Origin of the sequence: Ktedonospora formicarum (assembly GCF_016587355.1) — a bacterium.
GTDB classification, from domain to species: Bacteria; Chloroflexota; Ktedonobacteria; order Ktedonobacterales; family Ktedonobacteraceae; genus Ktedonobacter; species Ktedonobacter formicarum.
On record NZ_BNJF01000001.1, the window covers coordinates 3,110,449 to 3,132,206 of the forward strand.

Annotated in this window: 18 protein-coding genes; 11 read left to right on the plus strand and 7 right to left on the minus strand. The window is 50.9% G+C overall.

What is annotated here, in order from left to right; translation table 11 throughout:
* Window positions 1-32 precede the first annotated feature (32 nt).
* Together K3T82_RS13460 and K3T82_RS13465 are read left to right on the plus strand one after the other, a co-directional pair.
* A complete protein-coding gene (locus K3T82_RS13460; RefSeq protein WP_220193953.1) occupies window positions 33-998 on the plus strand; it encodes an ABC transporter ATP-binding protein in 966 nt (321 codons plus the stop codon).
* Window positions 999-1,531: 533 nt separating this feature from the next.
* Complete coding sequence (locus K3T82_RS13465; protein ID WP_220193954.1) at window positions 1,532-2,212, plus strand: TIGR00266 family protein; 681 nt, start codon at window positions 1,532-1,534, stop codon at window positions 2,210-2,212.
* A 108-nt stretch (window positions 2,213-2,320) separates the two neighbouring features.
* Here the strand turns inward: K3T82_RS13465 and K3T82_RS13470 are convergent, their stop codons facing one another.
* On the minus strand, window positions 2,321-3,481 hold the full coding sequence (locus K3T82_RS13470) for an AZOBR_p60025 family cell surface glycopolymer formation protein (RefSeq protein ID WP_220193955.1): 1,161 nt from the start codon (window positions 3,479-3,481) through the stop codon (window positions 2,321-2,323).
* 376 nt (window positions 3,482-3,857) lie between these two features.
* Here K3T82_RS13470 and galU point away from each other — a divergent pair, with 376 nt between their 5' ends.
* The 7 genes from galU to K3T82_RS13505 all read left to right on the plus strand — a co-directional run bounded on the left by galU (window position 3,858) and on the right by K3T82_RS13505 (window position 10,984).
* Window positions 3,858-4,748, plus strand: a complete 891-nt coding sequence (galU, locus tag K3T82_RS13475) for a UTP--glucose-1-phosphate uridylyltransferase GalU (protein WP_220193956.1) — start codon at window positions 3,858-3,860, stop codon at window positions 4,746-4,748.
* Window positions 4,749-4,986: 238 nt separating this feature from the next.
* The gene (locus K3T82_RS13480; RefSeq protein ID WP_220193957.1) at window positions 4,987-5,379 is read left to right on the plus strand and encodes a COX15/CtaA family protein; all 393 of its coding nucleotides are present in this window, start codon (window positions 4,987-4,989) and stop codon (window positions 5,377-5,379) included.
* A 76-nt stretch (window positions 5,380-5,455) separates the two neighbouring features.
* Window positions 5,456-6,802 (plus strand): metallophosphoesterase family protein, encoded by a 1,347-nt coding sequence (locus tag K3T82_RS13485; protein ID WP_220193958.1) that lies wholly within the window; start codon window positions 5,456-5,458, stop codon window positions 6,800-6,802.
* A gap of 562 nt (window positions 6,803-7,364) precedes the next feature.
* Window positions 7,365-7,775: a succinate dehydrogenase, cytochrome b556 subunit gene (sdhC, locus tag K3T82_RS13490; RefSeq protein ID WP_220193959.1), complete on the plus strand. Its 411-nt coding sequence runs from the start codon at window positions 7,365-7,367 to the stop codon at window positions 7,773-7,775.
* 115 nt (window positions 7,776-7,890) lie between these two features.
* Window positions 7,891-8,301, plus strand: coding sequence for a succinate dehydrogenase, hydrophobic membrane anchor protein (gene sdhD, locus K3T82_RS13495; RefSeq protein ID WP_220193960.1), 411 nt, complete (start codon window positions 7,891-7,893; stop codon window positions 8,299-8,301).
* A gap of 218 nt (window positions 8,302-8,519) precedes the next feature.
* Window positions 8,520-10,265, plus strand: a complete 1,746-nt coding sequence (gene sdhA / locus K3T82_RS13500) for a succinate dehydrogenase flavoprotein subunit (RefSeq protein WP_220193961.1) — start codon at window positions 8,520-8,522, stop codon at window positions 10,263-10,265.
* 11 nt (window positions 10,266-10,276) lie between these two features.
* Entirely contained in the window at window positions 10,277-10,984 is a 708-nt protein-coding gene (locus K3T82_RS13505; RefSeq protein WP_220193962.1) for a succinate dehydrogenase iron-sulfur subunit, read from the plus strand.
* Window positions 10,985-11,057: 73 nt separating this feature from the next.
* On the opposite strand, the gene K3T82_RS13510 is transcribed toward K3T82_RS13505, so the two are convergent.
* The 4 genes from K3T82_RS13510 to K3T82_RS13525 all read right to left on the minus strand — a co-directional run bounded on the left by K3T82_RS13510 (window position 11,058) and on the right by K3T82_RS13525 (window position 14,443).
* Window positions 11,058-11,930, minus strand: coding sequence for an alpha/beta fold hydrolase (locus K3T82_RS13510; RefSeq protein ID WP_220193963.1), 873 nt, complete (start codon window positions 11,928-11,930; stop codon window positions 11,058-11,060).
* Between the two features lie 102 nt (window positions 11,931-12,032).
* A complete protein-coding gene (locus K3T82_RS13515) occupies window positions 12,033-12,587 on the minus strand; it encodes a DUF1349 domain-containing protein (protein ID WP_220193964.1) in 555 nt (184 codons plus the stop codon).
* 336 nt (window positions 12,588-12,923) lie between these two features.
* Window positions 12,924-13,868, minus strand: a complete 945-nt coding sequence (locus K3T82_RS13520) for a cobalamin B12-binding domain-containing protein (protein ID WP_220193965.1) — start codon at window positions 13,866-13,868, stop codon at window positions 12,924-12,926.
* Complete coding sequence (locus K3T82_RS13525; protein ID WP_220193966.1) at window positions 13,790-14,443, minus strand: MerR family transcriptional regulator; 654 nt, start codon at window positions 14,441-14,443, stop codon at window positions 13,790-13,792. Before K3T82_RS13525 ends, K3T82_RS13520 begins: the two co-directional genes overlap by 79 nt.
* Window positions 14,444-14,975: 532 nt before the next feature.
* On the opposite strand from K3T82_RS13525, the gene K3T82_RS13530 reads away from it, so the two are divergent.
* Window positions 14,976-16,559 carry a pyridoxal phosphate-dependent decarboxylase family protein gene (locus K3T82_RS13530; RefSeq protein ID WP_220193967.1) on the plus strand — a complete coding sequence of 528 codons (1,584 nt, stop codon included), beginning with the start codon at window positions 14,976-14,978 and terminating at the stop codon, window positions 16,557-16,559.
* A gap of 67 nt (window positions 16,560-16,626) precedes the next feature.
* Entirely contained in the window at window positions 16,627-17,757 is a 1,131-nt protein-coding gene (gene thiO, locus K3T82_RS13535) for a glycine oxidase ThiO (protein WP_220193968.1), read from the plus strand.
* A gap of 23 nt (window positions 17,758-17,780) precedes the next feature.
* Here the strand turns inward: thiO and K3T82_RS13540 are convergent, their stop codons facing one another.
* Entirely contained in the window at window positions 17,781-18,935 is a 1,155-nt protein-coding gene (locus K3T82_RS13540) for a hypothetical protein (protein WP_220193969.1), read from the minus strand.
* A 101-nt stretch (window positions 18,936-19,036) separates the two neighbouring features.
* Window positions 19,037-21,556 (minus strand): MFS transporter, encoded by a 2,520-nt coding sequence (locus K3T82_RS13545; RefSeq protein ID WP_220193970.1) that lies wholly within the window; start codon window positions 21,554-21,556, stop codon window positions 19,037-19,039.
* Window positions 21,557-21,758: the final 202 nt, after the last annotated feature.

A 21,758-nucleotide genomic window follows, 5' to 3' on the forward strand; every position in this document is an offset into this window, starting at 1 on the left:
ATGGACTAAGAGAGCCAGAGGAAGCTAGAAATATGAACGATGATAATACATTGTATAACGATGAAGATATTGTTCCTTTCCCTGATGGTATTACCTTTCAGAATGTTTCCTTCCGTTATACCCCTCAACATCCCCGGATACTGAAAGATATCAATTTGTTTTTGTCTGCTCATTGGTGTCTAACCCTGGTAAGAATGAATGGAGCGGGAAAATCAACGCTCGTCAAGTTACTTACTCGCATGTATGATCCGAGTGCCGGACAGGTGTTGTGGGACGGAATTGACATTCGCGAATTCGATGTGGACAATTATCGTTGGGAGATTGGAGCTATCTTCCAGGACTTTTCGCGCTATGACCTCAGTGCGCAAGAGAATATTGGGTTAGGGAACACATATACAATGAAAGACATTGATGTGATTCAGGAAGCAGCTAAAAAGGCGGGTATCCATCAGCGTCTTATGGACCTCCCGCAAGGATATCAGAGTATTCTTAGCCGTTGGATGGCAGGAGAAAACCAGGAGGAGGGAATAGATCTTTCCGGAGGAGAATGGCAGAAGATTGCCCTGGCGCGCATGTTTATGCGTAACATCAGTGTGCTCATTTTAGATAAACCAACAGCAGCGCTCGATGCAGAAGCAGAATATGAATTGTACAAGCACTTCCAGAATCTCATGCATGGACATACAAGCCTGCTTATCACCCATTGTTTCAGCAGTGTGCGTATGGCAGATTATATTACTGTGCTTGATGGGGGACAGATTGTAGAATATGGTACTCATGATGATTTAATGGCACGACAAGGAAAGTATGCCCGAATGTATAAGATGCAGGCCCAGAATTATTTGCCAAGTAATCAAGATTACAATGAGAGAGTATCATTTCAACCTGAGAAATATAAAAAGTTAAAGCATAAGCTCGTCCCCTACGAAATAACAGATGCCAATGCGACTCTCATCCAGACGCAAAGTTCAGACACGAGCTTCGTAGACACAAAATAGCACTACCATAATGTGCTGGATTTCGTCATGGTAGGAGATAAATTGGGATCACAATGTTTTTCTTCCCTTGCGAAGCATAGGCCATTCATGCAAAGACAAGAAAATTAAACGAAGCCTGATCAGAAATCCTTGGACTCAGCAAGCCAACCTGTGCTCTTAAAGCAGTTGAGCCAATCTTAGCCGCAAGAGGCATCCAACAGAAGGGGTGTCTCACCTGGCGCCTGGATTTTTGCCAGATACGCGTATATCAGGCGAAAAAACAGAGAAACAGGGCAAAGTACTAGTTCCATCTGGGGTAGTGTGAATCAACTTTGCTATATCTTCTCATTGGTCAAATCCTCCTCTGAGTGAGTGGAGTTCACCCATCTTGTGTGTTATGCCCCTTTTGAATACCTCATAACTTATTGCTAGAGATGGTATAGCTTAATGCTTGATTGAGGCTGGCTCACCTATTGACTTAGCGCTTTGATGTAATACTCTTGACTGCGTCATTAGAAATATAGATATATATCAAACATACAGGAGAGGAATGCATGGAAATTTATATCAATCACCCCTCATCGTTTTCACTGGCGATAGCACGCCTAGCCCCTCATGAGCAGATTCATGTGGAGCCAGGAGCTATGGTTAGCTTTAGTGATGGGGTAACTGTGGAAACTGGGGCGCGTGGTGGTCTTTTCGGTGGTATTAAGCGTATGCTGGGCGGAGAGAGCTTCTTTCAGAACACGTACCATGCTCCAGCTATGGGAGGCGAAGTCACGCTTGCCCCTCGCTTGCTAGGAGCGATCAAGGTTATTGATATCGTTCCTAATGGCCTCTTTTATCTGCATAGTGGAGCCTTTTTGGGCTCGGAGATAGGTGTGCAGTTTGACACAGGTTGGGGAGGTGCGCGTGGCTTCTTTGGAGGTGGTGGTTTGCTGCTACTGAAAGTGGCGGGTCAGGGCAAGCTTCTGCTCTCCTCTTTCGGTGCGATTGAAGAACGGGTATTGGCTCCTGGTCAGCGCTATACAGTTGATACTGGACACATTGTCGGCTTTGATGGTTCAATCTCTTTCAATGTACGTGGTATGGGCAATTTTAAATCGACTCTCTTGAGTGGTGAGGGTTTAGTATGTGAGCTTACGGGACCAGGGCGTGTACTGATGCAGACACGTTCGGAACAAGCCTTTCTGGATTGGTTGATTCCGAAACTTCCCAAGTCTTCCAATTCATAGCTTCTTTACAGCAAGGCCCCCTGATCAGATACTCTCTTGTGTGTATATATCCGATCAAGGGGCCTTGTGCGTGCCTTTTAAGGGATGACAGTATTATCCCTTCTATGCTTAACTTGGGAAGCGTAGAAAGAAGACGCCATAGACGTAAATTGGGAATGTAAGTACGTAAATCTGAGTGCTCCAGAGCATCAGGCGGTCACGTACCTGCCAGCCGTACAGGAGCATAGCCAGGACAAGTCCTGTTGAGAGACGACCCGCAGAGACGAGCTCTTTGTAAGATGCGATGGACATAAAGACCACCAGGACCAGATTCATCAGGTAAATCAGCCAGGTACATTCACCCCAACGACGTCGGAGCGTGCCTAGGGCGAAGGCGAGAAGACTGATAACGCTGGGAACGAACATTAGCGTGAATAGCGCAGGGAAACGTAATCTATCATTGGCAAAGACGAAGATGCCTCGAAATGGGATGTGCTCAAAAGGTGGAGCATAACCTAGACCTGTGCGTCCAAAAATGACCACGATTAAGCCGTACCAAACGATAGTTGGTAGGAGCGAGATGCACGCGAAACTGATGCAGTCTCGCCAGCGACGCTGCCAAAAATACAGTGCAACGAATCCCAGGGGAAAGAGGATCGCGGTCTCGCGTGAAAGTACTGAGAGGCTCATGAAGATAGCCGCGATAGATAGGCGTTTTTTCTCGATGAAGAGAAGCCCAAGGCAGACAAAAAGATAGGTGAGGGGTTCTGTCGTATCGAAGATTAGTGCTGTAGTCTGTCCAAAGTATAGTCCTAGAGCCAGGCTATACCAGGGGGAGAGTTGGTGACGTTTGAGCAAATACGCGGCAATCTCAACACTCGCCACGATTGAGGCGAAATTGATAAGCAAGAGCATATAGGGCACAAGCGCCTGTTGCCCCAGACTTAATATTGCCGTCAGAATAGGATAAATAATGCGCTGATAGCGGTACGATGGGTCGTCTATGTGCTGAGGTGCATGCTGTGGATCGGTGACCATGTAATAAAAGAACTGCCCATCATAGCCCGCGTTTCCATGGCTATCGTGCTGTGAGAAGACAGTGCCAATATGTACGTAGTGTGATACATCATAATGCTGATAGGCGCTAAATGTGATTAAAAAGAGCGCATAGAGGAGCGCGGTAATAACAGATGGTCGAACTATAAAGCGAAGAAAATGAGTGCCTCGAGTGCGTTCAACCTCTGGCCTGACCAGTTCTCCAGAAGCCTGAGTAGAAATGCCTGAGCTCATAAAATAATAATCCCCCCGATACGGTATCAGAGAGGAAGTCTAGCAGAAACCACCTGAAATAGCAAGACAACGTGATATAGCATTGCGCATAAAGGCACAGCTTTTTATGGGCTTCATGCAGGTTGGAAGAAACTATCTTCTCTTCTCTCTCGTATCCCTTAATACGGCACCAATACAGCCTTTAGCACTTGTTACGCTGTAGCCAATATAGAGAAGAAGCGACAAAAAGTTCAAAAATGAACAAAATAGGTGAAATTTGCCTATCTGCTTCAGATTGACCTAGCGCATGTATATGCACTACAATATTAATGGTAGAGAAGTGGAGCCGTATCGTGAGAGACGCTACTTCTTCGCTCATATTTTGTGAGGAGGCTCAATGAGCATACGTAAAGCCGTGATGCCAGTAGCTGGCCTGGGGACGCGAGTCCTACCAGCAAGTAAAGTAATTCCCAAAGAGATGTTGCCCCTGGTTGATAGGCCAACATTGCAATATATTGTGGAAGAGGCTGTTGAAGCGGGAATAGAAGAAGTTATTTTTGTGACCAGCTCAAGTAAGCGGAGTATTGAGGATCATTTTGATTCATTTCCCGACCTTGAACGAACGTTGGAGCGTAAGGGCAAGTTCAAGGAATTGGAAGAGTTGCGTCGAGTGCAAAATCTAGCTCAGTTTGCAGCTGTTCGCCAGCCTGAGGCGCTTGGTCTAGGGCATGCCGTTTTGTGTGCCAAACATCTTGTAGGGGATGAGCCATTTGTGGTGATGCTTGGTGATGATCTGGTGGCCCCCGAGACTCCTTGCCTTCCACGTATGATGGAGCTCTTTGAGCGTTATCAGAGTAGCGTGATTTCTCTTTTTGAGGTTCCAAAGGAAGAAATCTCTAAATTCGGTATCGTCGCGGGCGAGTCTGTTGATGGCGAACAGGGTTTCGTGAAAATTGCCCACATGGTTGAGAAGCCTGATCCAGAAGAAGCCCCCTCGAATCTGGCGGTCGCCGGACGCTATGTGCTCACACCAGATATCTTTGAGTTGCTAGAGAAAACGAAGCCTGGTAAGGGAGGGGAGATTCAATTGACGGATGCGTTGCAAGCCCAAGCTCAAGAGGGGCGGTGCTTTGGTATGCGTTTCGATGGCGAGCGTTTTGATACAGGTAATCCGCTAGGCTTGCTCAAGACCTCTATAGCCTATGCTCTCAAGCGCCCTGAATTAGCCTCTGAGCTCCGCGCATATATGCAGTCAATGCTAGAATACTCTAAATCGAACGAGCGCTAGTATTTAGATGTTGTATGCGTATAAGAAAAGACGTCCCGGACCGACCTTTGAGTACTGGGGCGTTGTTTTATGTGGGTGGACGATAGATTTTATGCGAACTTGTCTTTCCCTGGCGCACGCGCTATAGTACATCAGGGAATTCCACTTTTGCGGGCCAAGAAAGAATAAGGCCAGAGAACAGCAGAGAGGACCATCGAGATGCTCCCCTGAACGGTGGACCTTTGAGGAGTGTATTGCTTTGATAGGACTGATTCTAACACTTCATACATATAACCCTTATCTGATCTTCTTGTCAGGTGCGGTAGTCACTATCTGGGGATTTGTACAGTATTTTCGTAAACAGAGTCTCACAAAGCCACTGAAGATAAGCATGTATATTGCTATCGCCCTGGCTGCCTTGCAGGGGGTACTGGGTCTGGCTATGGTAGCAACAGGCCTCAAGCCTGGTGGTGGCTCTAATCTGTACTATCTGCATTATGTTTATGGGGCTATCGTTATATTTGCTTTACCTGTTGCCACAACCTATGCTTCGAATGGGAAGAATCCACGCCGCGATCTGCTGATATATAGCATTGCTGGCCTGATTCTGGTGGCTGCTGCCGTTCGAGCTTTCGTGACTGGTCCAAGCTAAGAAAGCTCAAAGCGGTACCATTTTAAGAGCGTCAAGGATAGCGGACCATCCATGAAACAGAGAGGCAAAGATTCTTATGCGAGCGTCTTTTATCCACTGCGCGGATACGCATCTGGGATATGAGCAATATGGCGTGCGAGAGCGCTTCAATGATTTTACGTTGACCTTCTGGGAAATTACCAGCGAAGCCATTGAGCGCAAGGTCAACTTCGTTGTGATCGCGGGCGACCTCTTCAATAAGCGCGCTATCGATGCTATGACTCTGATTCATGCGATTGAGGGCCTGAAGAAACTCAAAGACGCTGGCATCCCGGTCATCGCTATCGAGGGGAACCACGATCGTAGCTATTATCGCGATGGAACCTCATGGCTTCAGTTTCTCTGCTATCAGGGCTACCTTGTCCTGCTCCACCCTCGGATGGAGGATGGAATGCCTTTACTTGAGCCGTGGGATCAACAGAGCATGCTTGGCGGGTATATCGACCTGCTGGACGGTCGCCTGCGGGTGTATGGGATTCATTGGCTTGGTTCCTCGACTGGTCGAGCTCTAGAAGGGTTATCGCAGGCCCTTGATACCTCACGCGCCGGGGAGGATGCGAGTGGTATCGAATATCGCCTGCTCACTATGCATACGGGTATTGATGGTATGGTCGCGCGCATTCAAGGCTTACCCTCAATGGCTCAATTCCAGACGCTACGTGGGCAGGTCGATTATCTAGCTCTAGGACATATCCACAAGCCCTATGAATTTGAGGGCTGGATCTATAATCCTGGTTCGACCGAGACCTGTAGTGCTGAAGAAGCCCAGTGGGAGGATCGCGGTTACTACTATGTTGAGATTGATACCGAAGAACCTGAACGTATCAATGTTGAGCAGAGTGAGTGTGTGCATCATGCAACCCGCTTGCGGAGCCATCGCCGCCCCTTCGTACGCCATGAGATTCGCGTAGATGGCTTGAATGAACCTGATGCTATTTATGCGCGCCTGGAGAGCTACTGTCGAGAGGTAAGTGGGGAGTATGCGCAGGCGGAGAAGCCGCCTGTTGTCCAGGTCTCTCTCTCTGGAACTCTGGCCTTTGATGCGGGCTCGTTGGACATTCCCCGGATGGAAGAGATGGTGCGTGAGTATTTCCATCCTTTGCATGCTCGTATTGATAACCATACCAACGATCAAGATTATGAGCCTGATGAGGGCGATCTTGATGGACGAGATCGCTCTGTATGGCATGAGCTAGAACGCCAGATCTTTGAAGAACTGTTGGCACGCGACAACCGTTTTCTTCCAGCGAAAGAACAATGGGGTGGTGTACTCGCTGACATTAAGGCCCAGGCTTTACGCAAGGAAGATCCGGCTGAAATCGCGCAATTCCTGCGTGACAAGCGTACCTCGCTTCTCGTTGGTGATGGAATTTCAAAGGCCTAGAACGCCGCCAGTAGCGCTTGTATTTGATGTGCTTCTTGCTGAGGACTTGTGAGAGGCTATCGCAGAGCGTCAGAGCAGTTTGCGTGCTTCCGCATATGTGAAGTATAATACATATACAACATGAGCCAAGTTGCCCAGGTAATTTGGCAATGCACAGCGGGGTGCCTGGTTGTAGAGGGCTGGGATAGCGCAAGCATGCACTATTTAGGTCTTATGCGAAAACCAATTCTTATTCAGGGACGCGTCGCCATTGGCGTAGTTAGCGCTGATGCGCCAGGTTTTCATATAAGATTTCTCTTTCATTCATTCTCAGCCTTTTCCTGATGCGGCTTCTATAGGCTCATTACGCCTTATACGAAAACCTATGTTCCTGGCGTAGCTAGCGCTGGCTGACTGGGTTTTCGAGCAAGGAGTTAGCTAGCTCTTGTGATTGTCCAAGGCGTAGGTTTCCCCGCTTTGGATGTTCACGCAGGGCGAGAGCAAGCGCCAGAGGCTGAGCCGATTTCTATCTATCCTTTTTGCCTCATGCCCCTACCTCCCGCCCTCCAGAAGTGAGGGGAAAATGTATAAAGGCCAATCTGGTATGTGGTCCTGGCTGCTTCATCGCGTAACAGGACTTGGATTGTTGCTCTTCTTGTTCATTCATGTCGTCGACATCTCTCTGCTAAGCTTTGGTCCAACCGTTTATAACGATGGTATTTTGCTTTTTGACCACATCATTGTGCGCTTCCTGTCGCTGGCAGTGGTTGGGGCCGTCTTTTATCATGCTTTCAATGGCGTGCGCATTGTCTTAATTGACTTCTGGCGCAAGGGCGCTCGCTTGCAGAAGCCTCTCTTCTACACGGCTCTGGGCCTTACGGCCGTGATATCGGCTGTATTCGCTTACTATGTGTTGAAACCAGCTCTATTGCCGTCTCTGGCTTTTGTCCAATGGTTCTTCAGCCCTGAGGCCATTTTGAGCGTCAAGAACTAGCGCCTTATGCAAAACAATGCTACAGGCGCGGCGATTGTTCGCGCGCTCAGGTTTTCTGAGAGGTAGTTGCTTGCGTGCGTAAGGGTGAGATCCCTTGTGAGAAGGAGACGAATGTATGCTGTCGCGTTTATATGGTGGCCCTCGCCCTGCTGGCGGTGGCTTTGAGACGTTTTCCTGGTATTACTTCCGTATTTCGGGTGTGGTGCTTATCTTTCTGGTCATTATCCATCTGACAATTATGCATGTGACTAACGATGTTTCATGCACAACCTATGCCTTTGTGGCGGCGCGGTACGCGAACCCATTTTGGCGACTCTTTGACTGGCTGTTGCTCACACTTGGCTTGACACATGGCGTAAATGGGCTGCGCGTCGTCATTGACGATTATGTACGTTCCCCAGGGGCGCGTATGGTGTTGCAGGGTATCGCCGCTGTGCTATTGCTTGCTTTCTTCATGTTAGGAACAATCACGCTGATTACCTTCCAACCTGTCGCCGGCAGCTTAGGCCCCGCCTGCCTGCACTAGTTGATTATATAAAGCTAGCGCGGATTCCTTTCAAGAAAAAGCGCTCAGGTTTTCGAAATGAGGGTGAAGTCTTAGGCGAAAACCAACGCTGCCCGATTGGCGGCTAGCACGGATTCCTTATCGACCCTTTGAGCGCGGAGCGCTAGCTTCCGATCAGGCAGCGTTGAGGGTTGTATCAAGAAAAAAGTGCTCAGGTTTTCGAAACGAGGATAAAAGATATGTATCAGAAGTTTGATGTTGTCATCGTTGGTTCCGGTGGTGCGGGCCTGATGGCCGCGATGCAGTTGCCCAATGCGAGCGTTGCGGTACTTACCAAGGTCTACCCAACCCGCTCACATACAGGTGCCGCGCAGGGGGGCGTAGCTGCGGCCCTGGGCAACCAGGAAGAGGACCACTGGAAATGGCACATGTACGATACGGTGAAGGGTGGCGACTACCTGGTGGATCAGCCCGCCGCTGAGATTCTGGCACGCGACGCAATTGACGCAGTCTATGAGCTTGAGCATCGTGGCTTGCCTTTTAATCGTACGCCTGATGGGCGCATCGATCAGCGACGCTTTGGTGGGCATACGCGCAACTTTGGCGAGGGACCTGTGCGTCGTTCGTGCTATGCCGCTGACCGCACAGGACATATGATCCTTCAGACTATGTACCAGAGCGCGATAAAGAATCAGGTGCGCTTCTTTAACGAGTTTCTGGTGCTTGACCTGATCATCAATGAGGGACGTGTCTGTGGTGTAGTGACGATGGAGATTCGCACTGGCGAGATCCACACTTTCCATGCCAAGACTGTTCTGTTCGCGACTGGCGGCTATGGACGTGCCTGGAGGGTGACCAGCAACGCATTCGCTTGCATGGGTGATGGTATGTCAATCGCGTACCGGCGCGGCATTCCCCTGCAAGATATGGAGATGTACCAGTTTCATCCCACAGGTATCTATAAAGTTGGCGTTCTGCTCTCCGAGGCGGCACGTGGTGAAGGTGCTAAGGTCCTCAATGGTAAGGGCGAATACTTTATGGAACGCTATATGCCAACGCTAAAGGACCTTGCTCCGCGTGATATTGTGTCGCGCTGTATTGTGCAGGAGATCAATGAGGGTCGTGGAGTTGACGGGAAAGACTATGTCTATCTAGATGTGCGTCACCTGGGCGCGAAGGTTATTCAAGAGAAGCTGCCCGACATCACTGATTTCGCGCGTAACTACCTAGGAGTTGAGCCGATTACCGAGCCAGTGCCGATTCAGCCAACTGCCCACTATGCAATGGGCGGTATTCCAACTGACCTGGATGGTCGTGTTGTCGTTGATGCACAGTCGACACCTATGCCAGGCTTTTATGCCGCTGGTGAGGTAGCCTGTGTATCTGTACACGGAGCGAACCGTCTGGGCACGAACTCGCTGGTTGACTTGATCGTCTTTGGGCGACGGGCTGGCAAGGATATCGCTCGCTTTATTGCTGAGAACGACCATGCGCCTTTGCCTGAGAACGCCGAGACCTATTCTCGTGATATGGTAACGCGCCTGCTTGATTCTGGTAAGTCTTCCAGCAGTGAGTCCGCCGCCTATATCCGCTCGACTTTGCAGAATGAGATGAATGATAAGGTCTTCGTCGAGCGTGAGGAGAAGGGCATGCGTTCCGCCCTGGATACGCTGGATGGCTTGCAGGATGCCTTCAAGAAGGTGCAGTTGCAGGACAAAGGCAAACGCTTCAACACAGAACTGGTTGAGGCCATTGAACTTGGCTTCTTGCTTGACTGTGCCGAAGCGACTGTGCATGGTGCAATCGCGCGCCAGGAGAGCCGTGGTGCTCACTATCGCCTCGACTTCCCCAAGCGCGATGATACGAACTGGCTCAAACATACACTGGCCTATAAAGGCGAGAAGGCTCATGATGTCCGCCTGGATTACAAGGACGTCGTGCTTATAGACGATCCCATCTTCAAGCCTAAGGAGCGCAAGTACTAGAGGAGAACGCTATGCAAGTCTTAGTGCGAATAAAGCGTTTCGACCCGGAGCGGGATAATAAGCCCTACTGGGACGAGTTTAATGTCGAGGCCGAACCTATCGACCGTTTGCTAGACACTTTGAATACAATCAAATGGACGATGGATGGCACGTTGACGTATCGTCGTTCCTGTGCGCACGGCGTCTGTGGCTCGGATGCTATGCGTATCAATGGTCGTAACCGTCTTGCCTGTAAGGTGCTGATGCGCGATGTAGGTAAGAAGGTGATTATTGAGCCTATGCTGGGCTATCCTGTCATCAAAGATCTGGTCGTGGATATGGACCAGTTCTTTGATAAGTACAAGCAGGTCAAGCCGTATCTGATCACTTATGATAATGAACCAGGGACCGAGCGTCTGCAATCGCCGGAGGAGCGCGCACGCTTCGATGAGGGTACCAAGTGCATCCTCTGCGGTGCCTGTACAGGCTCCTGTCCCTCAATCTGGGGGAATTCAGACTGGGTTGGACCTGCCGCCATTGTGAACGCGCATCGCTTTATCTTCGATAGCCGAGATGAAGGGGCCGCTGAGCGTCTCAACATTCTAGGCAAGAAGGATGGCGTCTGGCGCTGCCGAACCATCTTTAACTGCTCGGATGCTTGTCCACGTGGCATCCCCGTCACAGACCTGATTGAACAGGTTAAGCGTGCTATCGTCTATAGCGATCCCAAGAGCGTCTAAGGCGTGAGAAATCAGGGGATGTTGTCGCTTTTAGCGACAACATCCCCTTTTTGTATGTAAGCATGTGACGGTTTTATTCGTGCGTGAGGAAATTTTTCATTAACTGATTCACCTGTTCGGGTTTCTCTTGCTGCACCCAGTGTCCACTGTCAGGGAGGCGCCGCACCTCGATCTGAGGTACCCATTGTTCCAGGCCGTAGGTCATCTCAATCCCGAGCGCGATATCCTGCTCTCCCCAGATTAGAAGTGTCGGTTGTTCGATAGTTCGCTTGTCATTGCTTGTCTTGCCCAAACCCCCACCTCTCCAGAGCGAGCGATAGTAATTGATGGCGGCTGTGAGTGCTCCTGGTTTGCTCATGGCGTCGCGATAGAGAGCTAATACATCATCAGGAAAGGCTGACTTCTGGACCGCGCTGGCATAGAGCATCTTCGCGATAGGTTCACAATGGTTCCGACCCAGTGAGAGTTCAGGCACGAATGGAAGCTGGAAGGCGAAAATGTACCAGCTTTTGCGAAGCTGCTCAGGTGTGCGAAGCAAGCGCGAGAAGGTCCAGGGTGGTGGTGCATTCAAGCCGATCAGACGCTCGGTCATATGGGGATAGCTTAGCCCAAAGAGCCACATCAAGGCCCCACCCCAGTCATGCCCAACAATAGTGGCCTTCTCATAGCCCAGCCCTTTGATAAGCCCTTCGATATCGCGTAGCAAGGTCGATACATCATAGCCACTTTTGGGCTTATCGGTATCGTTGTAGCCTCGAAGATCGGGCGCGATGACCCGGTATCCCAGTCCTGCCAGGAAGGGAATCTGCGAGCGCCATGAGTACCAGAATTCAGGGAAGCCATGCAGAAGCACGACGAGAGGACCCTCGCCCTGCGTGACATAATGCATACGTATGCCATTGGTCAGAATATCTCGGTGTGCCCATTCAGTTGTGGTCATTGTCATCGGAGTCTCCAAATATACACTACCCATATGCACTATCAGTTGAGTTTTGCATATCTGTGTAGTGATGATACGTTTCAGCCTTATCTTACAGATACAAAAGCCCTATGCTTGCTTCTCACTCTTGTAAGCTTGAAGGGAGAAGTCCTCAAATCTGACGAGAAAGCCAAGCCCTTCAGGTGAGGCGCACATCAAGCCCACATCCATTGCTTCGGCTTGTGAAAGATATGTTTGCCGTAGCAATTGATAATCGTACCCATCGAGGGCGTAGTGAATCTCGATAGTCGCGCCGTGTCGATGGACACGCAGCCAGATAAGTTCTATTTTGTCAGGAAGTGCGACCATAGACCAGTCTGAATATTCGCGTGTAACAACAGCGCTGACCTGCTGCCTGCCATGAACCAGTTCAATACCGCATTTGAGCCAGGTTGCCTCATTGACTCGCACCATAAGCCCTGCCTGATCGTACATGGCCTGGTATTCCCCTTTGAAGCGGACTTCGGCCTGAAAATCACCTCTCTGACGCTGATAGTAGAAGTGTCCACTATCGCGTACATAGCCTCCGGCGGTCAATCGCCAGAAATCCGTGTTTGGTCCCGCCTGCATCGTGATGGTGTTGCCAGCGCTGGCCCACCTGGGCGGTTCGTTGTACCAATCCACTAACGTAGCTTTCCTTTCACGTTTCTGTGTGTCAATATGTGCTGAATGTACTCCACGCAAATAATAGCATATAAAAGAGTTGTTCATAGAAAATTACATGCAGAAAATCGCCAAAAAGATGCCAAGAAGTTTCACGGGAAACTTCTTGGAGGGGGAGAAACGCTTGTATAGAGGGATGTGTATATTTGAGATATAACCAAATGCCCTAAGATCACAGTAGAGGGAGGATCGTAAGATATTATTTTTGGTGAACGTAAGCCCTCTTCAAATAAGATTAGTCATGAGTATGGCTTGCCGAAGCAAAGAGGTTTCGCGCGAAACCTCTTTGCAGGACGCTCAGAGTGTTTTTTGCAAGAGTTCTTGAATATGTTGTGTTGTCTGGCGCGCATCCAATCCGAGAAAGGAGCCTTTAATCGCCCTTGTTAAGCCGGGCTCGTGAGCGAAGATGCTACCACCAAAGCAGACATCAGGGCGAGGAGCATCTATTTTATCGATCTCGCGCGCCACTTCGGCCAGAGTGCGCGCGCTGGTACGCATGGTTGCTGAGAGACATACTAGACCGGGCCGTAATTTGCGAATCTCCTGAAGCAGGCTCTGACACTCAATCATCTGTCCGAGGTAATAGATGTTGAGGCCAGCACGTCGCCAGAAGAGAGCCAACATAAGAATGCCTATCTCATGCGTCTCTTGGGGAGCGCAGCCTACCAGAATTCCAGGACCCTGACGCAGATTGGGTGTGGTCTGAAAGAGGTATGAAAGACGCGTGCGAATTATATTGCTGGCGAGATGCTCGACTGTCACTGTAATTTGGCGCGAAGCCCAGAGTTCACCAATGCGGTAGAGCACTGGCTGGATCAGATTGAGACAGACATCTTCGACTGTATAGTAGAAAAACGCTTCGTCGAGAATACTTTGTGCATGTGCTTCATCGAGGCGTGCCATCGCTTCAATGAGAATATCGATGAGGCGCTCAAAAGGAGGAATGGTCTTCATCCGTTTGCGTGTGCGCTGCTGTTTGGCATAGATTTGCGGCGCCTGAGCTTCCAGGGAGGAGAGCCGTTGGAGAGCCTCACGAGGGGTCATACCAGCCTCAATAAGCTGGATAATTTGAGCACGTGTGAGCTTGGATGCGAAGCGCTGAACTGAGTGTGAAAGTGAGCTTGTGTGGCGGAGTTCGACCAGCTTTGTCAAAACTGGCTGGATCAACTGCTGGCATACATAGGCTGCCGGGTGTGCGGCGAAGGCTCCACGTAGGAGCCGACTGGCGCTGACCTCATCCATACGTGTGATAGCATGTAGCAATGAATTATGCAAATCGTCCAATGTACGCTGCGATGGGGGGCCAGTGTCTCAAGTAGCACCTCTCCATCCTGTTGGCGGACATAGGCAGGCTCAAAACGTGCTAGTTCAGTCATTGCCATATAAACGCTTGTATCATTGCGTTTGATGCGCCAGCGTAGCCATTTGATTGCAGCCAGATCGCGTTGTGAATATTGTCTGTAGTTATTTGTATTGCGCAAAGGAACGGGGATGCCATAATGGCGCTCCCACGCGCGCAGGGTCATCGCGGGTACGAGAGTCTCTACAATGGTTGTTTCCAGATCGAAGCGTGGTATGGCCGGAAAGCGCTCAAGATGTGGCAAGCCATCGCGTGGCTGCTCTGCTCGCAGGGGGGTCAGGTTTGGTTCTGTGACTGGTATTTTGCGGTCAGGGAGCATGATTGCCTGGGGGATGGGCAATAGCTCCTTGAAAAGCGTTATCTCCTGCGTGTTTGGATAACCAACAGTTTGAGGTTTGCCCTTAGTGGGCTCTCCAGCGGGGTATCGCGAATCGTGTTGTTTGCTTGGGGTTTCCATTTCCAACTCCTCAACATATAACACACATCACATATGGAACCTGTCAGGTTATTCGTCACCTTGGTAAAGGTGCTTACATATATCATGGAACTTATACGTGACATATGTAATGAAGCGAATATAGAGTATATGGTAGCATAATATGCAAATTTAGGGTATTAATTATGTATAAAGATTTTAGATTCGGAAGGATGCAGCGGCTATTTATCTCCTCTGAGTAGACACGTGTGTTTGTTAGCCTTGTGGAAAAATGACATTACTGTAATAAAAAAGCTATGTCTACCGATGGCAACGTGAGAGCGTGCGCTTTTGTTAAAAGTATGTTCATGAAAATATGGCAGTTTTATGAAAAGTTAAAATTGGTTCATAATATGGTAGAAGCCTTATATTGACGTTTACCATCGAAATGCATACAATCCATAACAACACATTATTAGTTTCTGGTAAGTATTGATATACTGTCTAAAAGGTTACAGTGGTACCCTCTGTACGCGCTGTCTATCTGGTTGTTGTCGAGTGGAGGTGGTTGAACATGCAAATTCAGGCAGGCTCCGGCCCCCTACCCAGGGAAGGCGACATGGATGCGGAAGCTTTGAGGAGATATGGTCATCTGTTTGTTGACTGGATCGCGGATTACATGCGGGATATTCAATCATATCCGGTGTTGGCGCAGGTGAAGCCTGGGGATATCCGCCAGGCATTACCTAGCATACCGCCTGCTCATGGCGAAGAGATGGAGCATATACTGGCGGATGTCGAGCGTGTGATTATGCCTGGCATTACACACTGGAACTCAGGTAACTTTATGGCCTACTTTGGGGTGACTAGTTCGGGACCATGTATTCTGGCCGATATGTTGACAGGAGCATTCAATGTCTCACGGATGCTCTGGAAGACTTCGCCCGCTGCGACTGAGCTTGAGCAGGTTACATTAGATTGGCTACGCCAGATGTTGGGTCTACCTGGACCGCTCTTTGGTATGATCCATCATAACTCAGCTATCGCGAATGCTCTGGCGGCGGCGCGCGAGATGGTACCGGGTCTCCATGTACGTCAGAAGGGATTAGCTGGTCGCAAGGAGATGCCGCGTTTGCGCTTCTATGCTTCGGAAGAGGCTCATTCTTCAGTTGAGAAGGCAGCGATTCTCCTGGGTCTTGGTCAGGAGAGCCTGCGCAAGATTGAAACCGACGCTGACTATTGCATGAATGTGGAGGCGCTCGACCAGGCTATTCGTGAGGACCTTCGCTCTGGCTGGTGGCCTTTTGCTGTGATTGCTACTGTGGGTACGACATCGACAACCAGCGTGGACCCGGTTGAACAGATAGCCGATATGTGTGAGCGCTATGGTCTCTGGTTACATGTGGACGCAGCCTATGCTGGCGCAGCCGCTATTATGCCAGAGATGCGCTGGATCTTGCGTGGGTGCGAGCGGGCCGATTCCCTGGCGATCAATCCGCATAAGTGGCTCTTTACCTCGTTTAGCTGTAGCGTCTTCTATACCCGTCGTCCCCAGGCGCTACGATCTGCCTTTAGCCTGACGCCTGATTACCTCCAGAATAATGAGGGTCACTCTGGACAGGCTCTTAACCTGATGGATTATGATGCCTCTTTACCGCATGGCTTTCCTGCCCTTAAACTCTGGATGACCTTACGGTATTTCGGCCAGGATGGGCTTGTCAACAATATCGCCGCCCACTGCCGATTAGCGCGCCAGTTCTCGCGCTGGGTTGAGTTTTCTCCAACCTTCGAACTCCTGGTTCCCACTCGTTTTAGTGTCGTCTGCTTCCGTACGCACCCTGCCGGGATGCATAACGAGGAGCAACTTGATCGCCTCAATGAACGTGTGCTCAATCGTGTGAATGCGGGCGGGCGAACTTTCCTCTCCTCATCACGTCTCAAGGGGCGCTATACCTTGCGTCTTGCCATTGGTAATCTGCGTACCACGGAGGCTGAGATTTGTGTGGCATGGGAGGAACTACAAAAAGCTTTGCGTCTCGAAATGGGATCTATACCGTCATCCTGGTCCGGGTTGCGGCAGGGTAGGTTGCATCTGCTCTCCTTTTCTGGTGAGCCCACCACTGCTCTCTCTGGATCTGGGAGTATCGGAAGTTGCTAGGGCCCAAGGGCTAACGTGGTATAGTTTGCAGCAGGACTGATTGTGTTAATGGGAGTGGAGTACCTGGATGCAAACTACCACAGATGTGTTAATTATTGGCGGCGGCGTGATTGGCTGCGCTATCGCCTATGCCTTACGACAACAAGGGATCACAGTCGTTGTACTGGAACGTGGCGAAATTGGTGGGCAGGCTTCAGGGGCTGCGGCGGGTCTGCTTGCTCCCCTGGGACCGCTTACGGGCCCTGGCCCATTTGCCAACCTGGTTTTGACTGGCTTCTCCCGCCTTATTGACCTATTGCCGGAACTAGAGGCGCAAAGTAGTATCCAGGTAGGCTATGAGCGCTCTGGGGCCTTACGTGTTATCCGCCAGGAGAAACGCGCACCCCGCTTGCGTAAGCGGCTACAGGACTGGAAATCTCTAGGGATGAGCCTCTATTGGCTTGATGGTGATGAGGCGCGTAAGCAGGAACCATTACTCACACCTGATGTCTATGCTGCTATCTATGCTCCTGAGGAGTCACAGGTTCGAGCAACAGATGTTGTGCGTGCCTTCGCACTCGCAGCCAGCAAAGCGGGAGCGAATATCTACTCTCAACAGGAGGTTGTGGGCACCGTCACACACCGTTCAAGAGTACAGGGGGTGCGTACAGCGAGTAGGGAGCAGATTACCTGCCAGTGGCTGGTACTCGCGCCAGGGGCATGGATCGGACCTTGCCTGGAATGGTTGAATGTGAAGCTTCCTGTGCGTCCATTGCATGGGCAACTCCTGGCTTTTGAGCAGCCAGCTTCACCGCTCAAACATATCGTCTTTGGCGAGGCAATCTATCTAGTCCCGCGCAGAGAACAGATTCTGGTGGGGGCTACAAAGAGCGAGATGGGGTTTGATACGAGGGTTACGGTAGAAGGGACGACGAAGCTGGCAGCAACCGCGCGGCGACTCGCTCCCATTCTAGCGACGCACGAAGTTCGTGCCACCTGGGCCGGGCTACGCCCCTGGACGCCTGATCATCAGCCGGTTATTGACTTTCTTCCCGCATGGGAGAACGTTGTGCTTGCGGCGGGACACAATAGCGTAGGCCTGATTCTGAGCGCGTTAACTGGTGACTGTGTCGCGGAGATGCTTCTCTCTGGGAGTGTTCCGTCTATTGTTCGGCCTTTCTCAGTGGGGCGCTTCTCCAGTATGGAAGTACCCCATTGAGAAGAGGCAAGCAATATATGCGGCTAAAAAAGACCATTGGGGGCTTGAACCGAAAGTATCAGGCTATCTTTTGCCGCGCAGGGGATATTTTCGTTCGCCCCAATCGCTGCTGAGAGTAGCGTGAACTTATCGCCAAGCGCGCCATTGAGCTTGCTATTGAGCTCCTGCTCAATCTTGGCATTATAGGTATCATACGGAAAGGTAAAGATGGATAAGACGGCGATAGTTGTCTTCTGGACTTTGACCGCCAGCTTGCCTTGCTGGGCCGTGGGTTTGAGGAGCGTCGTAGCTTTCGCGATTACCAGCGATTGACCGAGCGTGATGTCGCTGGTGGCGACGATCTGTGTACCACTGATAGCTAGTTTGATGTTGCGTGCGTAGAGGTTATTGCCCAAGGGGAGTACTCCCAGCGCCGGACCTAGCGTGCTTATTGATGCGGCAGGTAGCTCAACATAGGCATTGGTCGCGCTTGCCGTGCCCTGTAATTGCTCCATACTTGAGAGTGTTGTGCGCCTGGTTTCTCCAGGTGTGAAGGATGTTGTCTGCTGGTTTTGCTCGTCCGTGAGGGTAATGGGAACTTGCATGCCAATATCCAGGGCATTCGTGCCACATCCAGGTGTTGTTTGGATCGTTTGTAGTTTACCTAGAGGCGTTGGTAGGGTCGTCAAGGGGCCATTTATCAGTGTTGGGCTGCCCTGCACTGGCTCTGCGCTGACCTGAATAGTGGACGTATTTACGACCGAGAAGCTCACTAGCATGTCAGCATTAATTGGTTTGGGATCATCGGGATAGAGGCGAACACGCAACGAGGTCAGCATACCCCCTTGTTGGGGAGAGAGGTCCGTCAGGGTCGCCGAAGGTTGAATGAGCACCTTAGCCATCTTTGAGACCCAATCCCGGCTCTCAGCAGGCATACCATCCGTAATACCTTTCATCGTACTATCGACGGTCTTCGGAAGCTGTGCATCGATCTGCTCCTCAAACACAGGACGTAGTGAGGCAGTTGAGAGATAGATGTGTGCGTTCAGCGGTAGCTCTTCCTGTTGCTGCACAGGTCTGCTCGTCGCGGCGTAAACTGGTGTGATGAATAACAACGCCGCAATGAGCAGAAGGAGCGTGACGACCGCCGCGCGCGACGGACGAAGATGATGTTTCCAGCGCTTTCGTATCTTAAGCATAATGCCTTCTCTCTTGCATGTATGGATAGGAATATCTATGATCTCTTCAATAGCGAGTACTGATATGCTCAGTGTTTCTTAGAAGAGTAAGTTTATATTGGTTACGGTGTGGGCAGCTCAGGTGGTAGTTTATTGATATCATTGATATTTATGGGCCCGAGCAGGCAGTAAGGGGCTGGTGGCGCGATATTGGGTAGATCCTCGACTGCCGGAGTTTCCAGCTTGATCAAGAGCACCATCTTACCCTGACTACAGCCTAGCGTTGTCGTCGTATGCACCTCACGAATTTTTACGCTTTTGAGCTGTGCATGAAGAGCAGGCATAACCGATTTTGTGAACATCTCATCGACTGGGGCTTGCATATCTTTTGCTGTTTGCTTGCCTGCATCCTTGCCATCGCGTCTCACATGGGTTACATTCAAGCGCACATTCTGTTTGCTATCCAGCGCTAGCTTCCCTTCCATCTCAACTGGCATTACCCGCTTAATACCGTTTGTATCGATGTGTAGTTTGAGACTGAGCTTCAGACCATCATTAGGGAGAGGCGTAACACTGACATCGCTCAGAGTGCTTTCCTGGACCTTGAGCTGTGAGGCAAGTAAAGAGGTGATTGCTTGCTGATCCAACCCTACCTGGAGCGTAATCGAGCGCAAGGTTGGCTTCGATTTTGGCAATCCCAGAGCCTGCCCATCTACCATAAATGTCGCCAGAATGCCACCTGCGATGAGCAGCATGACCAGGAGGATACTACCTGCTGCGAGTACCTGACGTGGTTGCGCGAAGAAGCTCTTGCCGGGTATGACCGCCGGAGTCAGTTCCGCTTCCTGCTCTGAGAGTGGGGTCTGGTTGCCCCAGAGGAAGAAGGCTGGAATGAGTGCGATGACACAGAGGATCATCGTCGCGAAGAAGACAGAAGTATAAACGGTATGAGCTGAGCGTACCAGGTGAACGGCGTAGTTCTGCATCCAGATGATATAATCGCCCGCCGTCGTGTTCTTACCCAGCGCGGGATAGCCTTGAATCCTGCGATTGAAGTCCGCTAAGGCCCAGGAGGTCAAGATAGCCAGCCCCAGGATCATTCCAACCATGCGCAGGGCTGTGATTACTGCGGAACTCATTCCGGCCTGTTTGGCTTTGACCGCATTCAGGGCTGTGGTACCGATAGGCGAGATGACGAGGCCAAAACCCAGGCCTGCCGTCATGGTGCTGATCGTAATCTGTGTCCAGCTGACATCGATGGGCCAGCGGCTCATCAGGTAGAAGCCCACCGCTGTAAAGAGCAGACCCAGCACCGCCGTCCAGCGACAGGTAATGTGGTTACAGAGCCAGCCACCAAGTAGTGCCCCGACCGGGATAAGCGCGGTCATGCGTAACAGAGCCAGACCACTATCCATGACAGTCAGTTGCATGACTGTATCGATATAGATGGGAATGTCGGCCATTGCGATGATGAGCGCGGCACCTACTAGCAGGCTAACCAGAGTTGAGGCGCTGAAGGTAAAGCGCTTGAAGAGAGAGAGGTCAACCACGGGCCAGCGGACCTTGCGCTCTACCAGGACGAAGGCGACAAAGAAGATCACTGCTAGAGCCAACACGATAGGGTTGTTTTGAGGTGCTGGGCTAGCGCTGGTATGCCTGGTTCCCAATTCCGCGCCCTGTTGCGCCAGCCCGAGACTCAGGCAGGTTAAGGCCAATCCTAGCAATAGGCTTCCCAGCCAATCCACTCCTTCGCGCAGGTGCTGTCCACGCGGGATACATAGCCAGGTCCCTACCATCAGAGCAACCACGATTGGAATATTAAGGTAGAAGATGGACTGCCAGCCAAAGTGTTCGACCAGTAAGGCTCCATAGAGGGGGCCAAGTGCGCCTCCAATCTCGGTAACCGCGCCGATGATGCCCAGGGCGATACCCAGGCGCTTCTGTGTGTAGAAGTCGCCCGCGATAGCCATTGCGACGGGTACCAGGGCTCCGCCGCCAATGGCCTGGAAGAAACGGGCCGCGATAAGCCAGATAAGTCCAGGTGAGGAGGTATCAACACCAAGAGGGCGCAAGAAGCTCAGGTTTAGGCTCGCGCCAAGCCAGGGGGCGATGGCACAGAAGAAAGAGCCAAGACCAAAGATCGTCAGGCAGATTTGGAAGATGCGCCGCCGCCCATAGATATCGGAGACACGCCCCATAAGTGGCATGGCTACGACGAAGCCGAGCAAGTAGGCACTTACGATCCAGGAGGCATGATCGAGTTGGGTTAGTGAGAGGTGCAGATCGGTAATGATCTGTGGGAGCGCGGTCACGACAACCGTCTCGTCCAGTGCTGTAATAAAGACGCCGATACACGCTATCGTGAGAGCTGCGATAGCGATACGTCGATGAGGTCCTTCAGGTGCCAGCTGGTGGAGAGATTGACTGATCTGTTCTCGTACGGTGGAGGGAGTATCTTGCTCCTCTGTTGTGTGTGGGCGGACGTCGGTAACTGTCACATTGGTAGGCATCTCGCTGATGTCGGTGTTCTCTGTTGCTTTCTGCGCGTTGGGTGCCGAAGGCTGCATGGCATCCTCTTCCTTGCGCGTGGCCTGCTTACGCTTGAACGCTGACGCGTCATGATCGTCTTCTAAGGTGTACATTGTTCCCTCATTGCTAACCCTTTATGGTGTGTATGGGTGCTTCTTGATCCATCCTGGCGTGCATGTTGCTTATGGCTAGGAGAGCATACTTCCCCTAATATATACGTAAAGATCGCAGTGCTTGTTGCGTACAACCATAGTATACGCTATCTTTCAGCATCTCCTCAGGCATACATAAAGCCATGCTTTCAATGTAGTGCTC

Bases quoted from the DNA above. Each gene is read 5' to 3' on its own strand.
- K3T82_RS13460 (WP_220193953.1), top strand. From the start codon at position 33: ATGAACGATGATAATACATTGTATAACGATGAAGATATTGTTCCTTTC.
- K3T82_RS13465 (WP_220193954.1), top strand. From the start codon at position 1,532: ATGGAAATTTATATCAATCACCCCTCATCGTTTTCACTGGCGATAGCA.
- K3T82_RS13470 (WP_220193955.1), bottom strand. From the start codon at position 3,481: ATGAGCTCAGGCATTTCTACTCAGGCTTCTGGAGAACTGGTCAGGCCA.
- galU (WP_220193956.1), top strand. From the start codon at position 3,858: ATGAGCATACGTAAAGCCGTGATGCCAGTAGCTGGCCTGGGGACGCGA.
- K3T82_RS13485 (WP_220193958.1), top strand. From the start codon at position 5,456: ATGCGAGCGTCTTTTATCCACTGCGCGGATACGCATCTGGGATATGAG.
- sdhC (WP_220193959.1), top strand. From the start codon at position 7,365: ATGTATAAAGGCCAATCTGGTATGTGGTCCTGGCTGCTTCATCGCGTA.
- sdhD (WP_220193960.1), top strand. From the start codon at position 7,891: ATGCTGTCGCGTTTATATGGTGGCCCTCGCCCTGCTGGCGGTGGCTTT.
- sdhA (WP_220193961.1), top strand. From the start codon at position 8,520: ATGTATCAGAAGTTTGATGTTGTCATCGTTGGTTCCGGTGGTGCGGGC.
- K3T82_RS13505 (WP_220193962.1), top strand. From the start codon at position 10,277: ATGCAAGTCTTAGTGCGAATAAAGCGTTTCGACCCGGAGCGGGATAAT.
- K3T82_RS13510 (WP_220193963.1), bottom strand. From the start codon at position 11,930: ATGACAATGACCACAACTGAATGGGCACACCGAGATATTCTGACCAAT.
- K3T82_RS13520 (WP_220193965.1), bottom strand. From the start codon at position 13,868: ATGGATGAGGTCAGCGCCAGTCGGCTCCTACGTGGAGCCTTCGCCGCA.
- K3T82_RS13525 (WP_220193966.1), bottom strand. From the start codon at position 14,443: ATGGAAACCCCAAGCAAACAACACGATTCGCGATACCCCGCTGGAGAG.
- K3T82_RS13530 (WP_220193967.1), top strand. From the start codon at position 14,976: ATGCAAATTCAGGCAGGCTCCGGCCCCCTACCCAGGGAAGGCGACATG.
- thiO (WP_220193968.1), top strand. From the start codon at position 16,627: ATGCAAACTACCACAGATGTGTTAATTATTGGCGGCGGCGTGATTGGC.
- K3T82_RS13540 (WP_220193969.1), bottom strand. From the start codon at position 18,935: ATGCTTAAGATACGAAAGCGCTGGAAACATCATCTTCGTCCGTCGCGC.
- K3T82_RS13545 (WP_220193970.1), bottom strand. From the start codon at position 21,556: ATGTACACCTTAGAAGACGATCATGACGCGTCAGCGTTCAAGCGTAAG.